The sequence below is a fragment of the Sporosarcina luteola genome (assembly GCF_023715535.1).
GTDB lineage: Bacteria > Bacillota > Bacilli > Bacillales_A > Planococcaceae > Sporosarcina > Sporosarcina luteola_B.
Genome location: NZ_JAMBOI010000005.1, coordinates 39,496 through 63,418 on the forward strand (window position 1 = coordinate 39,496; position 23,923 = coordinate 63,418).

The following is a 23,923-nucleotide window of genomic DNA, read 5'->3' on the forward strand; positions in this document are numbered from 1 at the left end:
CACATTATAGGGAAGGATGGGCTTGTAAATGAAACTGTTATCGTTCCGGTTTGAAGGAAAGACATTATTCGGTCCGAAAGTGAAGAAAGAGGAAGCGGTCTGGGATGTGAAATCGATTGCCGAAGCATTTGGCGAAACGGATTTCCCTTCAACAATCATCGAAGGCATTGCAGGAGGTTTGGAGTTTGTTGAAAAGGTGAGGAAACTTGCCGAACAAGCTCGGAATAGTGAAAATCCGGAACAATTCAAGTACGCATTCACTGAAATCGAGTGGCTGTCACCGATACCGCGCACACCGAAAAACGTTCTCGGTGTCGGTAAGAACTACGCTGACCATTCCGCTGAAATGGGGTCGGATGCGCCGCCTGAGAAGTTATTGATTTTCACAAAATCGCCAACAGCAATCGCTGCAGATGAGCAGGAGCTCTCGGCGCACGCGGATCTTACAGATAGCCTCGATTATGAAGGCGAATTGGCGATCGTCATCAGCAAGAAAGGGCGCAATATCCCGAAACAGCTCGCGTATGATCACGTATTCGGCTATACGATTGCGAACGATCTTACGGCAAGGGACATTCAGTACGGACATAAGCAGTTCTTCCTCGGCAAAAGCTTGGACGGCGCTTGCCCGTTAGGTCCTTATATTGTTACGAAGGATGAAATTCCGGATGCGCATAATCTTTCGATCGTCACAAAAGTGAATGATGAAGTCCGTCAAAACGGAAATACAGGCGATATGATCTTCAAAATCGACGATGTGATTGCCGAAATCTCGAAATTTGTCACACTTGAGCCGGGTGACGTCATTTTGACAGGCACGCCTGTAGGGGTCGGAAAAGGGATGAACCCTCCGGAATACCTGAAAGCCGGGGATACGGTGAAGATTTCTGTTGAAGGCATCGGGACGCTCGTCAATCGATTTGTATGAGTTCATTTCCTACTCTGGAAAGCTTTTCTATGATAGGATAAATAGGAATTTATTATCGATGAGGTGAACAGTTTGGACTTTTTATCTAGCACGCCCCATTTTCATATTTTCACATGGGTCGTCGGCATTATCCTTTTCCTCGTTGCGGCAGCCATGGCGAACGGAACGAAAGGGAAAAAGATTACCCACATGATTTCACGTCTTTTCTACGTGCTCATCCTGATTTCGGGAATCGCACTCTTCATTAAAGGCATGGATTACGGCAGAGGAATGGAATACGGCATTAAATTCCTGCTCGGCTTCTTGACGATCGGTATGATGGAAATGGTCCTCGTACGTTCCCAAAAGGGGAAGAAAGTGACGACGTTGTGGATTTTGTTCTTCGTCCTCTTATTTGCAACAATGTATCTAGGATTCAGATTGCCGATGGGAATTGATTTTCTCGATACACCAAAAGCATAAAATGAACCAGCAGACCGTCGGCGAACATGCCGGCGGTTTTTTCATTGTTTTACCGTCTTGACTCAGGGCGACAGGCGCCCTTCGCTTTTGTTTATTTCACAAATCCGACTCATTTATTTAGCTCCACAAGGATTTTTCATTCCATTCCGTGGCGGGGAGAGCGCCGTTTTGTTAAAATGGCAAGAGATAGCTCGTTTGAGGAGGCTTTATCGTGAATAGGAAACGTTTGATTGGCGTAACTGCCATTTTTTTATTGTTCATTTCCGCACTAACGCCAGCTGGTGCTGCTGCCAAGTCGGAACACAGTATAATGGATGAAAGCATATATGATCTGTTGGTGGACCGCTTCAATAACGGTGTGGGAAGGAACGACATCGATGTCGATACGCATAAAGGAGATGCCTTCAATGGCGGCGATTTCATCGGTATCCAAGCACGCTTGCAGCATATTATTGACATGGGCTTTACGATGATTTCGTTAGGTCCCGTCTTCAAGACGGAAACGTATGATGGAAACAGAGCGCTGTCCTATACGGAATTGGAGCCGCATTTCGGCACAGAGGAAGAGCTCGGTGCATTAGTGAAAGAAATCCATAAGAAGAAAATGAGAGTAATTGCTGATTTTCCTCTCGGGAAAGTAAGCGCAGAGCATGAATGGGCGAAAGATCAGACCTATAAGTCCATCCATGCCGCAGATGGCACGGTAAATTGGAATCCTGGCGATGCGAAAGTAAAGGATGCTTTGATCGAAGCCGCGATCGATTTCATCACCGCTTATGAGTTGGACGGTATCCGTCTGACGAAGCTTGAAGGGTTCGATGAAGCTTTCTTGAATGAAATGATCGACGCGATCCACAATGCCAAAGATGGTGCTTACGTTTTAACAAATGAAGAAAGCGGAGCCGCGTTTGACTTGAAACCGAGTGATGCAAATATGCAGGCGCTCCGTGAGTCCTTCGTGAGGTTCGATCCAGATTCCTCCCCGATGAATCTTTTCAAAGAAGCCGGGAAGAACGAATTGCTCCAATACGATGACTTGACAGGCCCACGCTTCACGTACGATATCGTGGAAGCCCGGATGTTCCCTCCTACCCGGTGGAAAGTTGCGGCGACTGCACTGTTTACACTTCCAGGCGTCCCCCTCATGACATATGGTACGGAAATCGCGGTGAACGGAAAAGAAGCTCCTGAAAGCCATCCGCTTTTCAATTTCAAGACGGATATGGAATTCAAAGATCTGATCGGCAATTTGAACCTGCTCCGCAATGAGTCGGAAACACTGCGTAGCGGAGACTTCGAAATGCTGCACAACGAAGATGGATTCATCATCTATAAGCGTTCTTCCGAGGATGAAACTTGGTTGATTGCCATTAACAATACATCCAAGACGTCCAATTTAGCGATCCCTGTCGAAAAGATTGGCGAGAACAAGAAATTGCGAGGCGTTTTGGATGGAGATCTCATCAGGGAAACTGATGATGGCATGTTCCACGTCGTTTTGGACAGGGAGCTGGCAGAAGTGTATATCGCGGATGACGATAAAGGCTTCAATACGCCTTACTTGATCGCATCAATTCTCGTCTACGTCATGTTCCTCGGCTTCCTATTCCTCGTCATAAAAAAAGGGCGGGAAAAGAGACGGACGGATAATAAAACAGCATAATTAAAAAAAAGGCCTTTTCGGACGTGGTGGTAGCCATGTCAGAAGAGGCGTTTTTTTATTTGACAGTATTGATATTATTTATTCAAGAAGAAGATTGCAATTGTACCAGGTCCGGCATGGGATCCGATAGCCGAGCCGATCATATGGATTTCCACATCTTTCGGCTGGAACTTCTCTTCAATGAGCGCTTTCATTTCTAAAGCTGTACTTTCGTCATCCCCGTGGCTGATGGCGATCGTCTGCTTCGATAATTCCGCACCGCGTTCTTCGATCAGCTCGAGCATGCGGCGCAGAACTTTTTTACGGCCTCGATGTTTTTCGATCGGTACAAGCCTTCCGCCTTCAACATGAAGCAAAGGTTTGATGTTCAAGAGGCCGCCGATGAATGCGCTCGCCTTCGATACACGTCCGCCTTTCGCCAAATAATCAAGGTCCTCGACTGTAAAAAGGTGCTCCATATGGGCAGCCATGTCACGGATTTTGCGTTCGATTGTCCGGACATCGTCTCCCGCATCCCTCAAGCGGACAGCTTCCTTTACAAGAAGTCCGCATCCAAGTGAAGCGCAGCGTGAATCGATGAGGACGAGGTTCATGTTCGGATTACCTTCTTTTACTTGGTCTTTCATCATCACGCCAGTGTTATACGTTCCTGATAGCTCGGACGAGAAAGCGATATACAATCCGTCTTCTCCGGACTCTGCAAGCTCTTTCCAAGTGGAAAGGAACTTTTCCGGGGAAGCTTGCGATGTTTTCGGATGTTTCCCATTGCGGATGGCGTCAAACACTTCCTTCGAATCAATTTCAAGGACATCATCGCCTTCCTTGTCGTCGATCAAGACACGTAATGGAATGAGCGTCACATCGTTGTCATCGAAAAATGATTTCGGTAAATCTGAACCACTATCAGCAAAAATTCTCATTGTGGATCCCCCTTATATTCTTTTTTATATTTTTTTTGATAATAACAAGCGTTCCTTCAACACTTCTGCAATGCCATCTTCATTATTCGTCAACGTCACTTCGTCCGCAATGGATTTCAGTCTGTCGATCCCGTTGCCCATCGCTACGCCGACGCCCGCGTAATCAATCATTTCAAGGTCATTGTCTTCATCCCCGAAAGCAATGATTCGTTCCTGCGGGATTCCAAGATGTTTGGCGACATGTGAAATACCGACCGCCTTATTCAACCCATGGCGCACGATTTCAATGACAGCCCATGGCGCGCCCCATCGTCTATGGTCGATCGCCTCGGCATAGACCTCGGCCAAATGTCTCCGGATAGGCTCGACATTTTTTGGATCCGCCTGAATAAGCAAACTTGTAGGCTCGACTTGCAATGCCTGTCGGATGTCCCCTTGCTTTATGACTGGGTCTCCGAAGGTGAGAATATCCAATGGCTTTTCATCGTGATATTGCAAGTACACATCGTCCATCACTTCAGCTATTATATTGTGGAAACGGAAATCATGCAGTGCATCTACGACATCATTGACGATAGGGAGAGGAATCGTTTCATGGACATTTTTCCAAGAACGGTCAGTTGGGTTATGCACGAATGCGCCATTGAAATTGACGATTGGAGTCTTCAACCCAAGCTGGCGGTAGTACATCGAACTAGCACGATACGGCCGGCCAGTCGCGATCATCACCTGATGTCCTTGTTCTTCCGCCCGTTTCAATGTATGTGCGGTTTCTTCTGAAATCACTTTTTCATCCGTTAGCAATGTCCCGTCCAAGTCGAGGACAATCAAATGCGGTTTCATAGTTTTGCCCCCTTTTTGGAAAGTTTCTATGATGTATACCCATTTCCTCAATCGCTTCACCTTATATTGTCCAGTTTAGCGTTATCTATCGGAGCAAGTCAAAACATTCCGGAGGGAAACCGTCCTTTTTGTTTTTCTAGTAAAACTTTGGTACGATTTAGAAAAAGTACAGAAGGTGTTTGCATGATAGTAAAAGAAGAAAAGTGGAGCAATATACCATTATTACATATTGTGGATGAACGACACGAAAATAGCAATATACCAACAGTTATCTTCTTGCACGGCTTCACAAGTGCCAAAGAGCATAATTTGCATTACGCATATAATATTGCAAAGAATGGATTTCGCGTCCTGTTGCCCGATGCCCATCTGCATGGCTCGCGGGATGAAGGGTTGGATGAAGTCCAGTTGAGTCTGCGTTTTTGGGAGATCGTCCTGACGTCGATTGAGGAAATGGATGTCCTTCATAAGGAGTTGCAAGATAGAGGCGTCTCCAAAATCGGCATGGGTGGGACTTCGATGGGCGGCATTACGACGCTCGGCTGCTTGACCGCTTATCCGTGGATCGATGTCGCGGCAGTCATGATGGGTGCACCAGGATATGTCGAACTTGCGAAAGCGCAGATGTCCCAGTTTGAACGGCGCGGCTTCAAATTGCCGATCACAGATGAAGAACGGAAATCTTTGCTTGATACACTCGCCATTTTTGATTTGACGAAACAAAGGAAAAAGCTCAATAATCGTCCCGTCTTCTTCTGGCACGGTAAAAATGATGCGACTGTCCCGTTTGAACCGACATTCAATTTCTATAACGCAGCGAAGAAGGATTATGCGGTTGCTTCCGAGCAATTCGAGTTCATGACGGACCCGACGGCTGGACACGCCGTTTCAAGAACTGGCATGCTGCGTGCCGCTGATTGGTTCGCATCTTATTTGAATGAATAGGGTATCCTTGCTATGATGGAGGGAGAACAGATTCGGAAAGGGGAATTTCAATGAATGATGATATGAAGGGCAGCTTGATGGGTGCTCTGGAAAACGTGATCGATCCCGAGCTCGGAATTGATATCGTCAATTTGGGGCTTGTTTATGATGCGGAGCTTGATGAAGAAGGCACTGCCAAAGTGACAATGACATTGACTTCAATGGGTTGTCCGATGGGGCCGCAAATCGTTTCCAACATTAAACAGGAACTGATGGAATTGCCTGAAGTGAAGGACGCGGACGTCAATATTATTTGGAACCCGCCATGGTCAAGGGATAAGATGTCACGCTATGCGAAAATGGCGCTCGGCGTACGATAATAATACGTTGCTTGAACAAGAAAAAGGTTGTTTGACTTATGTCAGGCAGCCTTTTTTTGTTGTGTTTATTCCCATCGGTACAGGGAAAATTAAGCATGCGGAATGCTTTACTTGTTGGAATAAAAAGCATATAATTTAATTAATCAAAGATAGTCAAAGTCAAACTTATGAGGTGAATGCATATGAGAATGGATGGCGTACAAGAAGACCAACGTACACCACTTGAACAATTTGGCCGAAATCTCGTTGAAGATGTGAAGAACGGCAAAATGGACCCGGTAATTGGGCGGGATGAAGAAATCCGGAATGTCATTCGAATTTTATCGAGAAAAACGAAAAACAATCCTGTACTTATCGGGGAACCTGGAGTCGGGAAGACGGCGATTGTTGAAGGGCTTGCCCAACGGATCGTCAAAGGCGACGTGCCGGAAGGTTTGAAGGATAAGCAGATTTACGAACTCGATATGAGCTCGCTCATCGCCGGCGCGAAATACCGCGGGGAATTCGAAGAACGGTTGAAAGGCGTATTGAAACAAGTGAAGGAAAGTGATGGGGAGATCATCCTTTTCATCGACGAAATCCATACGATTGTGGGCGCGGGGAAGACGGAAGGCGCGATGGATGCGGGCAATATGTTGAAGCCTATGCTTGCGCGTGGAGAGCTGTATTGCATCGGGGCGACAACGCTTGACGAATATAGAATGTATATCGAGAAGGACCCTGCATTGGAACGCCGCTTCCAGCAAGTGCTCGTCCGTGAACCTTCCGTGGAAGATACGATTTCCATCCTGCGCGGCTTGAAAGAACGTTTTGAGCTACATCATGGAGTTCGCATCCATGACCGCGCATTGGTTGCTGCCGCCACATTATCGGACCGCTATTTGACTGAACGGTTCATGCCGGACAAGGCAATCGATCTAATGGATGAAGCGAGTGCAATGATCCGTACGGAAATCGACTCAATGCCTCAAGAACTCGACTCGGTCACACGCCGGATCATGCAGCTTGAAATCGAGGAGCAGGCATTGAGGAAAGAGACGGACGCGATCAGCCAGACGCGTCTTGAAGCGCTCCGTGCCGAGTTGCAGGAGCTGAAAGATTCTTCCGCTGGCATGCGGGAACAGTGGAACAAAGAGAAAGAAGCGCTGCGCGGCATCCAGGAAAAGCGGGAAAAGCTTGACCGGTACCGCCGTGAGTTGGAGGACGCACAGAACCGTTTTGATTTGAATAAAGCGGCTGAACTCCAATATGGCAAGATTCCTGAGCTTGAGAAACAGCTTCATGAATTGGAAGCGTTACTTGTCACTAACTCCGATAGCCGATTGCTTCGGGAGGAAGTGACGGAGGATGAAATCGCGATAATCGTCGCTCGCTGGACGGGCATCCCTGTTACGAAGCTCGTCGAAGGGGAGCGGGAGAAATTGCTCCGTCTTCGTGAGACGCTGGAAGAAAGGGTAATCGGTCAGGATGATGCCGTCCAGCTCGTTACGGAAGCGGTGTGGCGCGCACGTGCGGGTATTAAGGATCCTGACAAGCCGATCGGATCATTCCTGTTCCTCGGTCCGACCGGGGTAGGGAAGACGGAGCTTGCGAAAACGCTCGCTGCAACGTTATTTGATTCGGAGGACCATTTCATCAGGATCGACATGTCCGAATATATGGAGAAGCATAGCGTGTCCCGGCTCGTCGGGGCGCCTCCAGGCTATATCGGCTACGAAGAGGGTGGACAGCTGACGGAAGCGGTGCGCCGCAATCCGTACTCAGTCGTTCTTCTGGATGAAATCGAGAAGGCGCATCCTGATGTCGCAAATATATTGCTTCAAATTTTGGACGACGGCCGCATAACGGATAGCCAGGGACGACTCGTCAACTTCACGAACACGGTCGTCATCATGACGTCCAATATCGGATCCGCATACTTGCTGCAAGGCCAGTTCGATTCTGATGAGCATGCCGCCGAGGATTTGGTCATGGCGGAACTGCGCGGCCATTTCAAACCGGAGCTGCTGAACCGGATGGACGACATTATCATCTTCCATTCATTGTCAGGCGACTCGTTCCGTTTGATTGCCAAGAAGTTGCTTGAGAACCTAGTGAAGAGGCTGGATGAACAGGAAGTCGAGTTGGAATACAGTGACGACGTTGTTGACTGGATTGTCCGGGGAGGTACGGACGCAGAGTTTGGCGCGAGACCGTTGAAACGTTTCATCCAACGCCACGTCGAAACAGCTGTCGCGAAGGAAATCATCAAAGGCGAATTGAGAGATGATGAGAAGTTGGTGCTGCGTATGGAAGATGGAAAGTTGCAGATTGATAAGAATTAATATAAGCCTTGGATGCCGATTCGGATTCGGTGTCCAAGGCTTTTTTTTGAATCGCGCCAGAGAGCGGGTTCTCGCGCTCAATAAACGTCTCTCGCGCTCAAAGAAGCAGCTTCCGCGCTCAAAGAAACGTCTCTCGCGCTCAAAGATGCAGCTTCTGCGCTCAAAGACGTAGCTCCCGCGCTCAAAGAAGTATCTTCCGCGCTCAAAGCCATGCAAATAAAAAAACCATCCACACTGAAGTGAACGGCTTTACGGATGGTCAATAATCTGCGACTTCCCCGTCAGGAGTGATTGCAGTGATGCAAAGGATGATGACTGCCAAGACGATCGAAGCGACAAGTCCCGCTCTGAAGTCGAAAGCCATACCGGCGATTGAACCTGCTACATAGTTAACCATCGTTACAAGTAGAAAAGACCAAACAAATGCCATGATGTATTTCATCGAATTCACCTCATCGTAACTATTTCCTCGTAATCATACCATAGCACGTCCCATCTATAAACAAAATTATGCCTTATCGATATATTCTTTGGCGAAATCGTGTCGACATATTGAAAAACAGTCTGTAATCTTCTATAATTAACACCAGGTACTAATAATAGATGATAAGGAACGGGGTATGTAAGATGAATGCAGGATTGATCGGCATAGGGAAATTTGTTCCTTCGCAAGTTGTCACAAACCATGATCTTGAACAGCGCATCGATACGACGGACGAATGGATCCGTACGCGCACCGGCATTGAAGAAAGGCGCATCGCCGATGATAATACCAATACGTCCGATATGGCGTATGAAGCGGCGGTAAGTGCTATTGAAAATTCGGGCCTCCACCCGGAAGACATCGGAATGATCATCGTTGCTACGGTGACGCCGGATCGTCCTTTCCCATCCGTTGCGACTATGATCCAAGAGCGATTAGGCGCGAAAAATGCAGCCGCGATGGATGTGTCAGCGGCATGTGCAGGATTCATGTACGGGGTTGTAACGGCTAAGCATTTCGTTGAGGCAGGAACGTATGAACATGTACTCGTCGTCGGGGTAGAGAAGTTGTCAAAAATCACGGATTGGGAAGACCGCAACACGGCAGTCCTTTTCGGGGACGGTGCCGGTGCGGCGGTAGTCGGTAAAGTGAGCGAAGGCCGGGGAATCCTATCCTTTGAATTAGGAGCCGATGGTACCGGAGGCAAACACCTATACCAAGATAAGTACCTCCATATGAACGGACGTGAAGTGTTCAAGTTTGCAGTTCGTCAAATGGGCGAATCAGCCGTAAGTGTTACGGAAAAGGCGGGTTTGACGACGAATGATGTCGATTATTTGATTCCACACCAAGCGAATATCCGTATTATGGAGGCATCGCGCGAACGGCTCGGTTTGCCGATTGAGAAAATGTCCAAGTCTGTCCATAAATATGGAAACACTTCGGCGGCATCCATTCCGATTTCATTATACGACGACCTGCAGGAAGGCCGCGTGAAAGATGATGATATCATTGTTCTAGTCGGATTCGGCGGAGGTCTAACATGGGGTGCGCTCTGCATTAAATGGGGAAAATAACTTCAGATTACTATATAATAAAGTAAATTAGAGATACACTCTTGAACGAAGCAGTATTAGTAATTAAATTTGTAAAAATGAAGGGGAGTTTTCAATAATGGAAAGACGTCGTGTAGTCATTACAGGAGTTGGAGCAGTTTCTCCAGTAGGAAATTCCGCAGAAGAATCTTGGGAAGCGGTATTGAACGGAAAGTCCGGAATCGGCCCGCTCACAAGACTGGACAGTGAACAATTCCCGGTAAAAGTTGCTGCGGAAGTGAAAGATTTCGACATCGAAGAATACATCCCGCGGAAAGATGCGCGGAAGATGGACCGCTTCACGCACTATGCGCTCGCAGCATCCATCATGGCAATGAAAGATGCGAATCTTGAATTGGATGAAGAGACGGGATTGCGTACAGGTGTTTGGATCGGTTCAGGCATCGGTGGCATGGAAACACATGAGCAGCAGTTCAAGACGTTCCAAGAAAAAGGATACCGCCGGGTCAGCCCGTTCTTCGTTCCAATGATGATTCCTGACATGGCTTCAGGCCAAGTGTCAATCCATCTGGGCGCGAAAGGCATCAACTCATGTACAGTGACTGCTTGTGCATCGGGTACGAATTCAATCGGTGACGCATTCGAAGTCATTAAACGCGGAGATGCAGACGTCATGATCACGGGTGGTGCAGAAGCTCCGATCACGACGATGGCAGTAGCAGGCTTCTGTGCAAATACAGCATTGTCACTGAATCCGGATCCGGCAACAGCTTCACGTCCATTTGATAAGGAAAGGGATGGCTTTGTCATCGGTGAAGGCGCGGGTATCCTCATTCTAGAGGAATACGAGCATGCAGTGAAACGCGGCGCCAAAATCTATGCGGAAATCGTCGGGTACGGTTCAACAGGAGACGCCCACCATATCACCGCTCCAGCTCCTGAAGGTGAAGGCGGAGCACGCGCAATGCGTCAAGCAATCGATGAAGCGGAAATTAGCCCGGACAAAATCGATTACATCAATGCACACGGAACGAGCACGCCGTATAACGACCTGTTCGAAACGCTTGCAGCGAAAACGGTCTTCGGAGAACATGCATATAAGCTAGCAATGAGTTCGACGAAATCGATGACGGGACATCTGCTCGGCGCTGCCGGAGGATTGGAAGCAATCTTCACGGTGAAGGCATTGCAGGAAGGGATTCTTCCACCTACAATGAATTACGTGAATGAAGACCCTGAATGCGATCTCGACTATGTCGTCAATAAAGCTAGGAAAGCGGACATCCAGTATGCGATGAGCAACTCCCTCGGCTTCGGGGGACACAACGCTTCACTCGTATTCAAGAAAATATGATCGTATAGATAAAAAGCTCCCCATTTAGGATTCTTCTAAATGGGGAGCTTTCATTCATACAATGGAAGAAAAGCAAAAGGGCGATGTATAGATGACACGTATCTTCTTCTTCCTCATCAGTTACGGACTCATAGTCATTACGACTACACATATGATCTTCTATTTTAATTATCTATCGCTCGGCTATAGCTGGAAGCAGATCCTGCTGTTCATTATCCAAACGGCCGACTTCACGCTTTTCGTCATGGCAGTCATACTCCTTGCCATTACCGTCTTCTTCCGAGCCCCATCGCAGACTCCATTTTTTTAAGCGTTGCGGACGCAATTGCATTCGCTTTCTCGGCTCCGCGATCAAGATGGACATCAAGCTCAGAAGAGTTGAGAAGCTCTTCATAGCGTTCTTGAATCGGCGTAAGGTGTCCGATCACAGCCTCAGCGACACCCGTTTTGAATGCGCCATAGCCAAGCCCTTCGTATTTCGATTCAAGATCGGCAATCGAGATGCCGCTTAATGCCGATTCAATTGTCAAGAGGTTCGAAACACCCGGCTTGTTCTCTACGTCGAATTTCACGATGCCATCCGAATCAGTCACTGCACTTTTGATTTTCTTTTCAATTTCCTTCGGCGTATCCAATAGCGAAATCGTCCCTTTTTTATTCGGATCGGACTTGCTCATTTTCTTTAATGGGTCTTGCAATGATTTGATGCGCGCGCCATTATTCGGTATGCGCACTTCCGGGATGGTGAGCACTTCGCCGTAGCGTCTATTGAAGCGCTCTGCCAAGTCCCTTGTCAATTCGACATGCTGTTTTTGGTCATCTCCGACTGGCACGATGTCGGTATTGTAAATGAGAATATCCGCAGCCATCAAAGGCGGGTATGTGAGAAGTCCGGCAGATACGCCTTCTTTCCCGTCGGATTTGTCTTTGAACTGGGTCATCCGCTCAAGCTCTCCGATATAGGAGATGCATTGCATCATCCATCCGGCTTGGGCATGCGCTGGCACTTCCGATTGGATGAACAGGAGCGACTTCTCCGGATCGATGCCGCTGGCGATATAGATGGCAGCGAGCGAACGGATCGTCTTCGCCAATTCAGCCGGATCTTGCTGTACGGTGATTGCGTGCTGGTCGACGATGCAGAATCGGCAGTCGTATTCGTGCTGCAGCTCCGTAAATTGCTTAAATGCCCCGATGTAGTTCCCTAATGTCACTGTCCCTGTGGGCTGAACGCCCGAAAAAATTGTTTTCATCAAAATTCCTCCTCTGAAAATAAAAAAACATCAGCCATCCCTAAAAAAGGGACGACTGATGTGAATCAACCGTGGTACCACCCGAATCAGCCTGCAAGCTGGCCACTCAAACCCCTTAACGCGGGGACACGTGAAAGGCTACTGGATGATGAATGAACATCTTTTTCGCCAATCAAGCTCGGGAACCCAATTCCTCTCGTCCGTCATGCCTGTTCGCACCAACCACAGGCTCTCTTCAATGCCGCGACAAGAATACTCTTTCCGTCTTCGCTTTTCGTAATAGTTGTCAAAAGTATAATACGGCTTGAAGAATAAAGCAAATAAAAAATCTAATCGGTTCTTTACTATATGCGATCGCTAGCTTTCTATGGATGATTCGACAAAGAAACAGGTTTTTCGATAGGAAATCAAGGGAATAGATGACTTTGCCTATTCATATATTTTTTGCTTTGATAGAATGAGTGAAAGAGAGAGGATGTGTCAGATGAAAAAAATGAAATGGGGTTGCTCGTTAATGCTTGCGAGTGCATTGGCTATGCCACTGGCGGTCCAAGCGGGTGAGACAAAGTCCGCTATTGAATTTGCTGAACGTACATATGGTTTTGAAGAGATAGACGAGGGGATCGTTGCCAGCTCGAAATTATATACGTATGATTCGGGACTCGTATTTGACTATCCTGACGCAGTGCGGGGTGTTTACGTGACGGGGCATTCGGCGGGGGGATCCGCGTTCGAGAGATTACTGAAGTTGATTGATTCGACGGACTTGAATGCGATGGTCATCGACATTAAAGACGACTTCGGTTATTTAACATATAAGCCGCAAGAGGGTTCGCCGTTATTCAAAATGGGCATTGGGCAACCATACATAAAAGATCCGAGGAAGATGTTAGAGACGCTTGAGGAGCGGAAGGTCTATCCAATCGCAAGAATTGTCGTGTTCAAAGATAGCGTTCTCGCGGAGCAACGCCCCGAATTGTCATTCATGGATGGCGATAAAGTGTGGAAGAACGGCAGGGGCGAGTTCTTCGTCAATCCGTTTATGAAGGAAGTATGGGATCATAACGTCGACATCGCGATTGAGGCGGCGAAGATGGGATTCAAGGAAATCCAGTTCGATTATGTCCGATTTCCGGAAGGATTCGAAAAACGGCATGAAACGTTGAAATACTCGATGGATGACTATAAAGAGTCAGACCTAGATCCGGTTCAGCGCAGAGTCGAAGCGGTGACGGATTTCGTGGCATATGCACGAGAGCAGTTGAAACCTTATGACGTGGACGTTTCGGTTGATATTTTCGGCTACGCGGCTACATTGCCCGAAGCGCCTGGCATTGGGCAGAACTTCTCCAAGATTTCCGAGAATGTAGATGTCATTTCCTCGATGATTTATCCGAGCCATTGGACATCTTATTTTGGTATTGCGAAGCCTGATCTTGAACCTTACCGCCTTGTAGCGGAATATGCGAAGGTGGAGAATGCCAAGCTGGGTGCGCTTGATAATCCGCCAGTTTCCCGTCCTTGGCTGCAGGATTTCAGTGCACCGTGGCTTGGGAGTGGGAATTATCTTCGCTATGGGAAAGAAGAGGTCGAAGCGCAAATCAAAGCATTGAAAGAAAATGGCATTGATGAGTTCCTTTTATGGAATGCGAGGAATAAATATACAGAGGGCGTAGACTACACGCCCTAATCTTCTTCCGGGAGCCTGAGGTAAAAGGTTTCCGGAGTTTTTTTGATGTATATTGAAACTTTTCAGGCTTCTATGCCGTACTACTAGTTGTGGAGTGATATTTTTCATTCGAAGAATTCTAAATGAGAAAAGAATAATTTCAGTCATTGATGTTTAAACTTTTCTTCCACCGGGTATAACAGTAAAGAAGTGTTAAAGTACATAGTCGAAGGAGCTGTAAACCCTATAATATTGCGGAATTGTGACAACTAAACCATCTGTTCCACTTTTTTGTGAAAAAGTGTATTCATTGAGAATGAATATGTGTATAATAGGAGTTAAGCTTATTACTTTAAAATAATTCTAATTTAATTTTTCTAAATATAAGATAGTTAGCCGACTGAAAGGAAGTGTCAGCGAATGGGAGTTACATTATTTACCTCACCAAGTTGCACATCATGTAGAAAAGCAAAGGCATGGTTGGAAGAGCACGAAATTCCGTACTCTGAACGTAATATTTTCTCTGAACCGTTGAATATCGACGAAATCAAACAAATTTTGCGGATGACAGAAGATGGAACAGATGAAATCATCTCGACGCGCTCCAAGATTTTCCAAAAATTGAATGTAGACGTGGAAAGCCTTCCACTGCAACGCTTATATGAATTGATTCAAGAACATCCGGGCCTATTAAGAAGACCAATCATCCTAGATGAAAAAAGGCTTCAGGTAGGGTATAATGAAGATGAAATTAGACGCTTCCTACCTCGGAAAGTAAGGGCCTATCAGCTTCTTGAAGCGCGGCGTATGGTAAACTAATAGTAGACATAATATAGCTGATAGGGAGTTGACAGGCATCCTGCCAATCCTATCAGCTTTTTAATTTCCCCTTGCTTATCATGCTGATATTCTCTACAATGCTAGTAACATAATTCAGCAAAATTCAACTGAATTATGACGAGACGTAATTGATTATTATCGGTCCACCTGAGGATAACCCTTTCAAAACCTTCGGGGTGGTCATATGATAAGTATAAGCATTGCAGGTTTATTGCAAAAATAACGAAATAGGCATAAGCCTGTTCGTAAGGAAGGGAGAGAAAAGGGATGGAAATAGAGCGAATCAATGATAATACCGTAAAGTTCTACTTATCGTATATCGACATTGAGGAACGAGGCTTTACACGGGAAGAAGTTTGGTACAATCGCGACAAAAGCGAGGAGCTCTTCTGGGAGATGATGGACGAAATCAACGATGAGACCGAATTCGAAGTGGAAGGTCCATTATGGATACAAGTCCATGCGATGAATAACGGAATTGAAGTAACCGTGACGCGGGCGCAGATAACGGACAGCGACGAATCGGATGCCCAGCTAAGCATGGATGATGCCCGAAAGACGTTCGAACCGGATCCCAGCATATTTGCCGATTCCGAACAGCTTATGAATGAATTGAACGATGATCCTGTTGTATGGACGTCCGATATGTTCGTCTTTGAAGAGTTCGAAAACCTCATTCCGCTGTCAAATATCATTCCCCCATACGCAGTTGAATCATCTCTCTATTCGTTTGAAAATAAATTCTATCTATACGTAATTTATGATGAATCGAAAATGGATGATGACGATAAATCCGATTTCTGCAGCCTCATTTCAGAATACGGCTCCTTATCCCAAGTGACGATCCACCGCCTAGAAGAGTACGGCAAAGTCATTATGGAATCTGACGTATTGGATACTGTGAAAAAATACTTCGGCTAATATTAACATACACACTGTTCCCTGAATGATATTGGGGAACAGTTTTTTTATTATCAATCAATCACGCATAAAATCGAAAACTCACGCATAAAACCCTCTAAAAACGCATAACTCGTCAGAAAACCTCATAAATTAATTTATTCACGCATAAAACCCTATAATCACGCATAAACCGTGCAAAGTACTCAAAAACCGCGAAATTCATAATATTTGAAATAAGAAGCCCCATTCCTTACAATACAATAGAAAGGAGTGAGCGCTATTTTAACAGCTTGTTCAGATGAAGGGAAAATGATTATTTTATCCCCGGAACTGGAACGGCATGAGCTGCGAAGGTGGCGGCAGACCCGTACGTTTTATTGCCCGCAGTGCAAAGGGCCTGTCCAGTTGAAAGTCGGCGACATCGTCATTCCGCATTTTGCGCATCGGAAAGACACAGCTTGCAGCAGATCGTTTTCCGAAGGGGAGTCCCAGCGGCACTTGAACGGCAAGCGGCTATTGTACCAGTTTCTATTAACTGGCAAACAGGAAGTCGAATTGGAACCAATGCTTGACAGGATTTCACAGCGTCCTGACCTTCTTGTTAAAACTGGTGGTAAGAGCTATCCAATCGAGTTTCAATGCAGCACCATACCCATCTCTCTTCTGGAAGAACGGACGGAAGGATATCGCAAAGCAGGCATGGACCCTATCTGGATTTTGCATACCCCGGCAAAATTCACAACCCTTCCGGAAGGTGTTGGCATGTTTCAGTTCTCCAAGTTTCAAGAGTGGTTCATCGTCCGTAGATCTCCTAATGACCACCTTCTTCTCACATTTAATCCCCACAATCAAACATTTCACTATTTCAGCAGTCTGCTGCATGTAGCCGGACAACGGTACATCGGAATGCATCGCATTCTTCCTCTCCAATTTCAATTTTTCCCTTTCGCGCGCCCGAAGTCACCCACCGAGACTGAAGTAAGACAATACGCCAATCTTTATGAAACACTTCGTCAGAAAGAACTGCAGAACCGGATCGTATTGAATAGAAAGGGCATTAAAGACTCATTCTTAAGAAGCTGCTATGAAATGAAAATGCTTCCGACCCAACTGCCGCCATGGATTGGTGTGCCCGTTCAGGGAAATTCCGCATTTCGTGAACCGGACGTTGAATGGCAGTTCCGGCTTGTGCACTTCCTAAAACGAAATGAGATACCATATTGGGATGTAGCGCCATATTCAATTGAACGTTTTGTCCGGAGTTTTAGCGGGGATTATAAAGGGAGAGTGATGGCATGCGAGTATTACATCAATTTCTTGAGCCGTTACGGTATCGACTCAATTACGCAGAAGACAGACTTGGTTGAAAATGTTGTTTTGCAAGTCATTTCAGAAAGATTCCTTGCAAAGTAGGGGCGAAATTGAGAGAATGAAAATGATTCGTTTTACGAAGAAAGATGACGGGGAGGATTTTGAATGACGATTGAAACGAAAAACAAAGTATTGACGCGCGATCAAGTGAAAGTTGAAGAAACGTGGCGTCTCGAGGATATTTTCCCGACCGATGAAGCGTGGGAGCAGGAGTTCAAGGAAATTGAAGAGCTTTCTAGGAAGGCTGAATCATTCAAAGGCACGTTGGACCAGGGTGCCGATGCATTGTTCGAAGCGCTTTCCTATCGGGATACGATCTATCAAAGAATGGGGAAACTGTATACGTATGCACATTTGAAAGCCGATCAGGATACGACGAACAGTTTCTATCAAGCGATGGAAAGCCGTGCGAAAACATTGTACGTCAAAATTTCAACAGCGCTTTCATACCTCACGCCTGAGTTGCTGTCCATCCCTGAAGAGGAATTGAACAGTCTCGTAGAAAACAACGATAACTTAAAATTGTATAAGCATGAGTTCGAAGAAATGAACGCTTATCGCGCGCATACCCTTCCCGCCGAACAGGAAGCGATCCTGGCACAGATGGGCGAAGTGACGGGCAGCTCGTCGGAAACATTCAGCATGTTGAACAATGCTGATTTGACTTTTCCGATGGTGAAAGACGAAGATGGGGAAGAGGCTGAATTGTCACACGGACGGTATATCCGTTTCCTCGAGAGCAAAGATGCTCGTGTACGTGAAGACGCATTTAAAGCGATGTACGGCAAATACGGCGAATTCAAAAACACATTCGCCTCCACATTGAGCGGAAATGTAAAACGTAATAACGTCAATGCACGCATCCGCAAGTACTCATCTGCGCGGGAAGCGGCTTTATCAAACAACCACATTCCAGAGCAAGTGTATGATAATCTCGTCAATACAATCAATAAAAATCTAGGATTGCATCATCGCTATGTCGCGTTGCGCAAAAAGGTCCTTGGTCTGAATGAACTCCATATGTGGGACATGTTTGCACCGCTGGTAAAAGACGTGGAAATGAAGATTCCTTATGAGGAAGCTACACAAACGATGCTCGAAAGCTTTCATCCGCTTGGCGAAGAATACACTTCAATCGTCAAGGAAGGACTTGAAAACCGTTGGGTGGATGTCCGTGAAAATAAAGGGAAGCGTTCAGGCGCTTACTCATCAGGATCCTATGGCACAAACCCATATATCCTTATGAATTGGCAGGACAACGTCAACAATATGTTCACATTGGCCCATGAGTTCGGTCACAGTGTGCATAGCTACTATTCAAGGAAGAATCAGCCTGTCAACTACAGCGGTTATTCCATTTTTGTCGCTGAAGTTGCATCTACGGTGAATGAAGCGATTCTAAACGATCATTTATTGAAAACGATCGACGATAAGCAGAAACGCATTTACTTACTGAACCATTGGCTTGAAGGCTTCCGTGGAACGGTATTCCGCCAAACGATGTTTGCTGAGTTCGAGCATCTTATCCATCAGCTCGATCAACAAGGCGTCGCTTTGACAGCTGACAAATTGTCAGAGGAATATGCCGCATTGAATAAGAAGTATTTTGGAGATGCTGTGGAAGAGGATAAGGAAATCGCTCTTGAGTGGGCGCGCATCCCTCACTTCTACTACAATTATTATGTGTATCAATATGCAACAGGCTTCAGTGCCGCGGTTGCGCTCAGCCATCAGATCTTGTCGGAAGGGCAGCCAGCTGTCGACCGTTACATCAATCATTTCCTGAAAGCCGGATCATCCGATTATCCGATCGAAGTTTTGAAAAAGGCGGGTGTCGATATGACGAGCTCGCAACCGATCGAAGAGGCGTGCAAGGTGTTTGCCGAAAGGTTGGCTGAGCTGGAAGAATTGCTTGGATAAGTGAAAAATGACCTGACTAAGCGTTTATAGCGCTTATGTCAGGTTTTTTCTGTTCGGATGTTTAGGGGTTATATTAGTATAGTAATGTGTAAAGCGCTTACATTCGAAAGTTTGAATGCGGAATCGGTATATTAAGAGGGTGGAAGTCTTTAGGTATAGGGTTTAATTCGTAATTAATTTGTGACAGACATGTGAAACTTATTGTGAAATGTTGATGTTACTATTATTTTATGATAAGTTATAGATGTGAAATAAATCACATACCAAACATACACCCCTTTTGTTTGAACGTGAACATTTCTCCCATTCCCTTTGTAAAAGAGCATCCCTCTCCCCCAAGAGTGGATGCTCTTTTCTTTTGTTAAATAAAAATGTTGCTCCGCGTCCAAAGCGAGCCTCTCCGCGTCCAAAGCGAGCGACTCGGCGTCCAAAGCTAGGCGCTTGGCGTCCAAAGCGAGCCTCTCCGCGTCCAAAGCAAGCGACTCGGCGTCCAAAGCGAGGCGCCTGGCGTCCAAAGCAAGCCGCTCGGCGTCCAAAGCGAACCTCTTTACATAGATCTATATAGAAAAAAGCAGATTGCATGGGATTCGAAGACCATGCAATCTGCTTTTAAATTCAACGGCGCTTACGCCATAATGTCATGTTTGTAAGTGGCAGCCTTTCAATCTTTTGGAGAAGAAGCTGCTTTTTCAATTCGCGCTCGGCGGCTTTTTCCGGGATGTTGTAAATTTCAGCGATTTCATTTGTGGAAAGTGAATCGAAACGCTGGAACAATTCATCCAATGTCGGCGGGGCATCTGGTGTAATCTCATAACCGACCATCTCTTCCAAAATCTGTTCGTATATATCGTAGGAATGTAAACCGTTCACCTTCAACCCTTCATCTTCAATATTTTCATTGAAGAAAACGAAGGAAGGTGCGTCTTCAACTTCCATTTCATTCGCCAAATGCAAATCGACCTGCAAGGAACGCAGCACATGATGCGATGAGAAATCGAGGATGAATTCATCGACATCCAATCCGAGGTTTTCCGCTATTTCAACAAGCACTGAAAAGGAGAGGACGTTCCTCTTCTTCAAATATGTGTACTCGAACAGCTTGGATAGAAAACGGAAAGCTGCGCGCTTACCTTGGAACTCCGCCGCTTTCAAGGCGATGCTCGGAAATGCAGGATGGTTTTTAGTACACGCCTTCGCATCGTCCATATTGATGAAGCAACATGAGTTTGTCTTCGTCAAAGAAGTGCGTAGAACGATCTTCAGTGTGAAAAAACGTTCGTATTCAACTTGTAATCTCCTTAGCAATGGCTGGAGTGCCCAGCTGTTCATGCATAACGGATCAACGAAGACGTATATTTCAATGGGCTTTGACAAGGAGGCTGAAGAAGTGGCGCTGCTTTCCAGCAGAGTTTCCCTGTTCACTGCTCATCCCCCTCGCTTCGATTCACCATATGGTTCGCGGTCATGGCGAGCCTATGATAATACACTTCCCGCAAAGGTCCTTCCAAGCCTACATCGTCCATAGCTTCCGCCATACAAGCGAGCCATGCTGTTGCACGTGCAGGAGTTATCGCAAAAGGCATATGACGCGCTTTCATCATCGGATGGCCGTGCTCTTCCGTGAATAAATTCGGTCCGCCTAAATATTGTGTTTGAAATTGTTTCTGCTTGCGTGCTGTTTCCGTCAGATCTTCAGGGAAAATCGGATATAAGTCCGGGTGGACAGCCACTTTTTCATAAAAACGATCGATGAGTTCCGATAATTTTTCAGCACCGATTTCCTCGTAAGGGATCAAAGGTTTTCGTGTCATGTATGCCAATCTCCTTTGTTCTGACTGTATGGACATTTTAACAACGAAACAATTCTTTCACAAACATAATGCCTTCTAGCATAGTGAAATGTTGTCAGATTTCAATGCGATTATAGAAGTTTAGCACTTTGGAAACATATTGTTCAGTTTCCTTGAAAGGCGGTATCCCGCCATATTTTCTGACGTTTCCGGGACCTGCATTATATGCGGCTAATGCCATCTCGACATTGCCAAACTGATCAAGCATTTGTCGTAAGTACTTGGCTCCACCCATTATATTTTGCTCCGGATCGAACCCATCCTTTACACCGAGCAGTTTGGCAGTGCCTGGCATCAGTTGCATCAAGCCCATCGCACCCGCGCCGCTGACTGCTGTGCTGTTGAAGTTCGATTCCTGTTTGATGACGGACGAAATCAGGTTCACGGGCAAGCGGTATGTGTCCGCGGCTCGCTGAATGAAATCACCATAGTCATTATTCAAGACTGAACTTTCACTGCCCGTCGGCCGGGAAGCAAAAACAGCTGAATGGAGGCCTGAGGGCAAATACACATTGTTCGGACCTGAATACTGGAGGTTGTTCATCGACTGAATTCCACCTAACATGCCGAAAGATTGAAATGGAAGGGTCTCCGGTCGTGGAGCGCCGCTCGTCATGCCAGTCAATACATCATTTATCATCATGCTGAATAAGGAGGAAGTTGACTCCTGCCCGTTCGCGAAAGTTTGCACCGAACCTAGTGTCTGCATCGCCTGGATATCCATTACTGTACGAATTGCGCGTGCATCCATTTTGCTACTCCCCTTCTTTAGGACTATCTAAAGTTGCTACTGTATCAAGTATAGCAAGTTCGGGATAAAAACGCATGCTACAGACTGCACCAACAGCTTGCATATGGTAGACTGAACGTAAGATCATTGAAAGGAAGAAGACCTATGCGAATCAAGAACCGAGTGCTAAAAGGGCAAGAGAACAACAACGAAATCCTGTTTGTATTGGACGCGGAAGCTGACCGTCCGACTGGAACTCCTGCAAAGAAAATGATAACCGATTCAGAAGAACATGCATTTGTCTATCTAATGGATGAAGTTGAAGGGTATACATACATACATTTCCCGAAAGATACGTGGCCGTACATGGAAAGGGCATTAAAAACCGGTAACGACCCGCACCTTTTGTGGAACGACGAAAAGATTCCGTTGCCCGGCTTTATAGAGGAGCTGACGATGCTCGTCTATAATATCGAAGGAAACGACAATTATGGAGAGGCATTCACGACTGCAGTGGAGCAGGAATTCGAGGCCTTCCTCCAAAACATCAATCAATAGTTTGGAGGGCTACTCATGAAGGAGTGGAAGCAATTTCTTGAACCATATAAACAGGCTGTTTCCGAATTGAAGGTGAAATTGAAGGGGCTTCGTGCGCAATACGAACTCGAGGGTGTCCATATGCCCGTAGAATTCGTGACGGGACGAGTGAAACCGCTCGCGAGCATCTATGATAAAACCCTTGAAAAGGGAATCCCATTCAAACCTTCAGCGGAGTTGGCGGAAGAACTACCGGACATTGCGGGCCTCCGCATCATGTGCCAGTTCGTCGATGACATCGGAAAAGTTGTCCATACATTGCGGCAGCGGACTGACATGCAAGTCGTTGAGGAAAGGGACTATATTTCACATAAGAAGCCGAGCGGATACCGGTCCTACCATATGATCATCGAGTATCCAGTCCAGACGATCCATGGGGAGAAGTCGATTTTAGCAGAAATTCAGATCCGTACGTTGGCAATGAACTTCTGGGCCTCAATCGAGCATTCCTTGAACTACAAATATCAAGGCGAACTGCCGAACGTCATCAGGCATCGACTGGAAAGGGCTGCGGAAGCCGCTTTCAGGTTGGATGAAGAGATGTCGCTCATCCGCGATGAAATCCATGACGCCCAGCAATACTTCAGCGCATTCAAAGAAACCGCCGATAGGGACTACAGCGACAAGAAACGGAAAAGGGGGGGCTATTATGAAATTCGCGATACAGACGAGAAATGATCCATTGTCGAATCGATTGAAAGATGAGGCTCGGGATTATTTGACCGATTTCGGACTTGTCTTTGATGAAGACGAACCTGATATCGTTTTATCGATAGGTGGAGACGGCACGCTGCTGCACGCCTTCCATAAATATATCCATCGCCTGAAAAATACAGCTTTCATCGGCATCCATACCGGGCATCTCGGATTCTACGCCGATTGGAAGCCCGAAGAGATGGAAAAACTTGTTCTGTCAATTGCGCGGAAGGAATATAACGTCATCGAATACCCCCTTCTTGAAGTGGTCATCAATTACCGTCATTCCGAAAAGGCAGCAAAGTATCTTGCGCTCAATGAATCAACGGTTAAATCCCCTGAAGTGACGCTCGTCATGGACGTGGAATTAAACGGTGTGCATTTTGAAAGATTCCGCGGGGATGGACTATGCATGTCAACGCCATCGGGCTCGACCGCCTATAATAAAGCTCTCGGCGGCGCGATTATCCACCCATCCTTGCACGCCATCCAACTGACCGAAATGGCTTCGATCAACAACCGTGTGTTCCGGACGGTCGGATCACCGCTTATCCTGCCTGCACATCATAGCTGCGTGCTGACGCCGGTCAAGGGACCGGATTTCATGGTGACGATCGATCATTTGCAGCTGTTGCATAAAGACGTGAAGTCGATCGAGTATAAAGTGGCGGATGAAAAGGTGCGTTTCGGAAGATTCCGTCCGTTCCCATTCTGGACGAGGGTCCACGATTCCTTCATCGCAAGTGATGAGTGAAGC

The 23,923-nt window shown here is 46.5% G+C and carries 25 protein-coding genes and 1 other annotated feature; of the genes, 17 read left to right on the plus strand and 8 right to left on the minus strand.

The genetic code is table 11. From position 1 onward, the window contains the following. Positions 1 to 28 precede the first annotated feature (28 nt). The 3 genes from M3191_RS11635 (at position 29) to M3191_RS11645 (ending at position 3,053) form a co-directional block, all read left to right on the plus strand. A complete protein-coding gene (locus M3191_RS11635) occupies positions 29 to 928 on the plus strand; it encodes a fumarylacetoacetate hydrolase family protein (protein WP_251700555.1) in 900 nt (299 codons plus the stop codon). 72 nt (positions 929 to 1,000) lie between these two features. Further along, a complete protein-coding gene (locus tag M3191_RS11640) occupies positions 1,001 to 1,390 on the plus strand; it encodes a YisL family protein (RefSeq protein WP_251700556.1) in 390 nt (129 codons plus the stop codon). 211 nt (positions 1,391 to 1,601) lie between these two features. Beyond that, on the plus strand, positions 1,602 to 3,053 hold the full coding sequence (locus tag M3191_RS11645; protein WP_251700557.1) for an alpha-amylase family glycosyl hydrolase: 1,452 nt from the start codon (positions 1,602 to 1,604) through the stop codon (positions 3,051 to 3,053). A gap of 74 nt (positions 3,054 to 3,127) precedes the next feature. On the opposite strand, the gene M3191_RS11650 is transcribed toward M3191_RS11645, so the two are convergent. Together M3191_RS11650 and M3191_RS11655 are read right to left on the minus strand one after the other, a co-directional pair. Then, positions 3,128 to 3,973, minus strand: a complete 846-nt coding sequence (locus M3191_RS11650; protein WP_251700558.1) for a DegV family protein — start codon at positions 3,971 to 3,973, stop codon at positions 3,128 to 3,130. Positions 3,974 to 3,997: 24 nt separating this feature from the next. Beyond that, on the minus strand, positions 3,998 to 4,816 hold the full coding sequence (locus M3191_RS11655; protein ID WP_251700559.1) for a Cof-type HAD-IIB family hydrolase: 819 nt from the start codon (positions 4,814 to 4,816) through the stop codon (positions 3,998 to 4,000). A 183-nt stretch (positions 4,817 to 4,999) separates the two neighbouring features. On the opposite strand from M3191_RS11655, the gene M3191_RS11660 reads away from it, so the two are divergent. The 3 genes from M3191_RS11660 (at position 5,000) to M3191_RS11670 (ending at position 8,444) form a co-directional block, all read left to right on the plus strand. Continuing rightward, positions 5,000 to 5,761 carry a prolyl oligopeptidase family serine peptidase gene (locus M3191_RS11660; protein ID WP_251700560.1) on the plus strand — a complete coding sequence of 254 codons (762 nt, stop codon included), beginning with the start codon at positions 5,000 to 5,002 and terminating at the stop codon, positions 5,759 to 5,761. A 50-nt stretch (positions 5,762 to 5,811) separates the two neighbouring features. Then, entirely contained in the window at positions 5,812 to 6,120 is a 309-nt protein-coding gene (locus M3191_RS11665; protein ID WP_251693964.1) for a metal-sulfur cluster assembly factor, read from the plus strand. 176 nt (positions 6,121 to 6,296) lie between these two features. Further along, positions 6,297 to 8,444: an ATP-dependent Clp protease ATP-binding subunit gene (locus M3191_RS11670; RefSeq protein WP_251700561.1), complete on the plus strand. Its 2,148-nt coding sequence runs from the start codon at positions 6,297 to 6,299 to the stop codon at positions 8,442 to 8,444. Positions 8,445 to 8,703: 259 nt separating this feature from the next. On the opposite strand, the gene M3191_RS11675 is transcribed toward M3191_RS11670, so the two are convergent. Further along, the gene (locus M3191_RS11675) at positions 8,704 to 8,886 is read right to left on the minus strand and encodes a DUF2929 family protein (RefSeq protein WP_251693966.1); all 183 of its coding nucleotides are present in this window, start codon (positions 8,884 to 8,886) and stop codon (positions 8,704 to 8,706) included. A 185-nt stretch (positions 8,887 to 9,071) separates the two neighbouring features. On the opposite strand from M3191_RS11675, the gene M3191_RS11680 reads away from it, so the two are divergent. The 3 genes from M3191_RS11680 to M3191_RS11690 all read left to right on the plus strand — a co-directional run bounded on the left by M3191_RS11680 (position 9,072) and on the right by M3191_RS11690 (position 11,647). Beyond that, the gene (locus M3191_RS11680; RefSeq protein WP_251700562.1) at positions 9,072 to 10,004 is read left to right on the plus strand and encodes a beta-ketoacyl-ACP synthase III; all 933 of its coding nucleotides are present in this window, start codon (positions 9,072 to 9,074) and stop codon (positions 10,002 to 10,004) included. Positions 10,005 to 10,101: 97 nt separating this feature from the next. Further along, entirely contained in the window at positions 10,102 to 11,337 is a 1,236-nt protein-coding gene (gene fabF / locus M3191_RS11685; protein ID WP_251700563.1) for a beta-ketoacyl-ACP synthase II, read from the plus strand. A gap of 91 nt (positions 11,338 to 11,428) precedes the next feature. Beyond that, positions 11,429 to 11,647, plus strand: coding sequence for a hypothetical protein (locus M3191_RS11690; protein ID WP_251625362.1), 219 nt, complete (start codon positions 11,429 to 11,431; stop codon positions 11,645 to 11,647). On the opposite strand, the gene trpS is transcribed toward M3191_RS11690, so the two are convergent. Beyond that, positions 11,604 to 12,590, minus strand: coding sequence for a tryptophan--tRNA ligase (gene trpS, locus M3191_RS11695; RefSeq protein ID WP_251700564.1), 987 nt, complete (start codon positions 12,588 to 12,590; stop codon positions 11,604 to 11,606). The genes M3191_RS11690 and trpS overlap by 44 nt on opposite strands. A 44-nt stretch (positions 12,591 to 12,634) precedes the next feature. Further along, positions 12,635 to 12,867 (minus strand) — a binding site (T-box leader). A 207-nt stretch (positions 12,868 to 13,074) separates the two neighbouring features. Between trpS and M3191_RS11700 the strand changes: the two genes are divergently transcribed. From M3191_RS11700 to pepF, 5 genes are all read left to right on the plus strand, one after another. Then, positions 13,075 to 14,280, plus strand: a complete 1,206-nt coding sequence (locus tag M3191_RS11700) for a putative glycoside hydrolase (protein WP_435368157.1) — start codon at positions 13,075 to 13,077, stop codon at positions 14,278 to 14,280. A gap of 399 nt (positions 14,281 to 14,679) precedes the next feature. Continuing rightward, complete coding sequence (gene spxA / locus M3191_RS11705; RefSeq protein WP_060206922.1) at positions 14,680 to 15,078, plus strand: transcriptional regulator SpxA; 399 nt, start codon at positions 14,680 to 14,682, stop codon at positions 15,076 to 15,078. Positions 15,079 to 15,366: 288 nt separating this feature from the next. Continuing rightward, positions 15,367 to 16,020 carry an adaptor protein MecA gene (gene mecA / locus M3191_RS11710; RefSeq protein ID WP_251700565.1) on the plus strand — a complete coding sequence of 218 codons (654 nt, stop codon included), beginning with the start codon at positions 15,367 to 15,369 and terminating at the stop codon, positions 16,018 to 16,020. A 252-nt stretch (positions 16,021 to 16,272) separates the two neighbouring features. Then, entirely contained in the window at positions 16,273 to 17,415 is a 1,143-nt protein-coding gene (locus tag M3191_RS11715) for a competence protein CoiA (protein ID WP_353056525.1), read from the plus strand. A gap of 63 nt (positions 17,416 to 17,478) precedes the next feature. Continuing rightward, positions 17,479 to 19,293, plus strand: a complete 1,815-nt coding sequence (pepF, locus tag M3191_RS11720) for an oligoendopeptidase F (RefSeq protein ID WP_251700567.1) — start codon at positions 17,479 to 17,481, stop codon at positions 19,291 to 19,293. Positions 19,294 to 19,466: 173 nt separating this feature from the next. On the opposite strand, the gene M3191_RS11725 is transcribed toward pepF, so the two are convergent. From M3191_RS11725 to M3191_RS11740, 4 genes are all read right to left on the minus strand, one after another. Beyond that, positions 19,467 to 19,829, minus strand: coding sequence for a hypothetical protein (locus tag M3191_RS11725; protein WP_251700568.1), 363 nt, complete (start codon positions 19,827 to 19,829; stop codon positions 19,467 to 19,469). A gap of 79 nt (positions 19,830 to 19,908) precedes the next feature. After that, positions 19,909 to 20,715, minus strand: coding sequence for a DsbA family protein (locus M3191_RS11730; protein WP_251700569.1), 807 nt, complete (start codon positions 20,713 to 20,715; stop codon positions 19,909 to 19,911). Next, complete coding sequence (locus M3191_RS11735; RefSeq protein ID WP_251700570.1) at positions 20,712 to 21,104, minus strand: globin; 393 nt, start codon at positions 21,102 to 21,104, stop codon at positions 20,712 to 20,714. The genes M3191_RS11730 and M3191_RS11735 overlap by 4 nt, the downstream gene beginning before the upstream one ends. Before the next feature lie 94 nt (positions 21,105 to 21,198). Beyond that, complete coding sequence (locus M3191_RS11740) at positions 21,199 to 21,894, minus strand: lytic transglycosylase domain-containing protein (protein ID WP_251700571.1); 696 nt, start codon at positions 21,892 to 21,894, stop codon at positions 21,199 to 21,201. Between the two features lie 144 nt (positions 21,895 to 22,038). Between M3191_RS11740 and M3191_RS11745 the strand changes: the two genes are divergently transcribed. Genes M3191_RS11745 through M3191_RS11755 form a run of 3 tightly spaced genes read left to right on the plus strand, consistent with a single transcriptional unit; the run spans position 22,039 to position 23,920 of the window. Further along, a complete protein-coding gene (locus M3191_RS11745; protein WP_251700572.1) occupies positions 22,039 to 22,431 on the plus strand; it encodes a hypothetical protein in 393 nt (130 codons plus the stop codon). A gap of 15 nt (positions 22,432 to 22,446) precedes the next feature. Further along, positions 22,447 to 23,148, plus strand: a complete 702-nt coding sequence (locus M3191_RS11750; protein ID WP_251700573.1) for a GTP pyrophosphokinase — start codon at positions 22,447 to 22,449, stop codon at positions 23,146 to 23,148. Beyond that, complete coding sequence (locus M3191_RS11755) at positions 23,120 to 23,920, plus strand: NAD kinase (protein ID WP_251700574.1); 801 nt, start codon at positions 23,120 to 23,122, stop codon at positions 23,918 to 23,920. Before M3191_RS11750 ends, M3191_RS11755 begins: the two co-directional genes overlap by 29 nt. Positions 23,921 to 23,923: the final 3 nt, after the last annotated feature.

Excerpts from the sequence above, each read along its gene's own strand:
- M3191_RS11635 (WP_251700555.1), top strand. The coding sequence starts at position 29 with ATGAAACTGTTATCGTTCCGGTTTGAAGGAAAGACATTATTCGGTCCG.
- M3191_RS11650 (WP_251700558.1), bottom strand. The coding sequence starts at position 3,973 with ATGAGAATTTTTGCTGATAGTGGTTCAGATTTACCGAAATCATTTTTC.
- M3191_RS11655 (WP_251700559.1), bottom strand. The coding sequence starts at position 4,816 with ATGAAACCGCATTTGATTGTCCTCGACTTGGACGGGACATTGCTAACG.
- M3191_RS11660 (WP_251700560.1), top strand. The coding sequence starts at position 5,000 with ATGATAGTAAAAGAAGAAAAGTGGAGCAATATACCATTATTACATATT.
- M3191_RS11665 (WP_251693964.1), top strand. The coding sequence starts at position 5,812 with ATGAATGATGATATGAAGGGCAGCTTGATGGGTGCTCTGGAAAACGTG.
- M3191_RS11670 (WP_251700561.1), top strand. The coding sequence starts at position 6,297 with ATGCATATGAGAATGGATGGCGTACAAGAAGACCAACGTACACCACTT.
- M3191_RS11675 (WP_251693966.1), bottom strand. The coding sequence starts at position 8,886 with ATGAAATACATCATGGCATTTGTTTGGTCTTTTCTACTTGTAACGATG.
- M3191_RS11680 (WP_251700562.1), top strand. The coding sequence starts at position 9,072 with ATGAATGCAGGATTGATCGGCATAGGGAAATTTGTTCCTTCGCAAGTT.
- fabF (WP_251700563.1), top strand. The coding sequence starts at position 10,102 with ATGGAAAGACGTCGTGTAGTCATTACAGGAGTTGGAGCAGTTTCTCCA.
- M3191_RS11690 (WP_251625362.1), top strand. The coding sequence starts at position 11,429 with ATGACACGTATCTTCTTCTTCCTCATCAGTTACGGACTCATAGTCATT.
- trpS (WP_251700564.1), bottom strand. The coding sequence starts at position 12,590 with ATGAAAACAATTTTTTCGGGCGTTCAGCCCACAGGGACAGTGACATTA.
- M3191_RS11700 (WP_435368157.1), top strand. The coding sequence starts at position 13,075 with ATGAAAAAAATGAAATGGGGTTGCTCGTTAATGCTTGCGAGTGCATTG.
- spxA (WP_060206922.1), top strand. The coding sequence starts at position 14,680 with ATGGGAGTTACATTATTTACCTCACCAAGTTGCACATCATGTAGAAAA.
- mecA (WP_251700565.1), top strand. The coding sequence starts at position 15,367 with ATGGAAATAGAGCGAATCAATGATAATACCGTAAAGTTCTACTTATCG.
- pepF (WP_251700567.1), top strand. The coding sequence starts at position 17,479 with ATGACGATTGAAACGAAAAACAAAGTATTGACGCGCGATCAAGTGAAA.
- M3191_RS11735 (WP_251700570.1), bottom strand. The coding sequence starts at position 21,104 with ATGACACGAAAACCTTTGATCCCTTACGAGGAAATCGGTGCTGAAAAA.
- M3191_RS11740 (WP_251700571.1), bottom strand. The coding sequence starts at position 21,894 with ATGGATGCACGCGCAATTCGTACAGTAATGGATATCCAGGCGATGCAG.
- M3191_RS11745 (WP_251700572.1), top strand. The coding sequence starts at position 22,039 with ATGCGAATCAAGAACCGAGTGCTAAAAGGGCAAGAGAACAACAACGAA.
- M3191_RS11750 (WP_251700573.1), top strand. The coding sequence starts at position 22,447 with ATGAAGGAGTGGAAGCAATTTCTTGAACCATATAAACAGGCTGTTTCC.
- M3191_RS11755 (WP_251700574.1), top strand. The coding sequence starts at position 23,120 with ATGAAATTCGCGATACAGACGAGAAATGATCCATTGTCGAATCGATTG.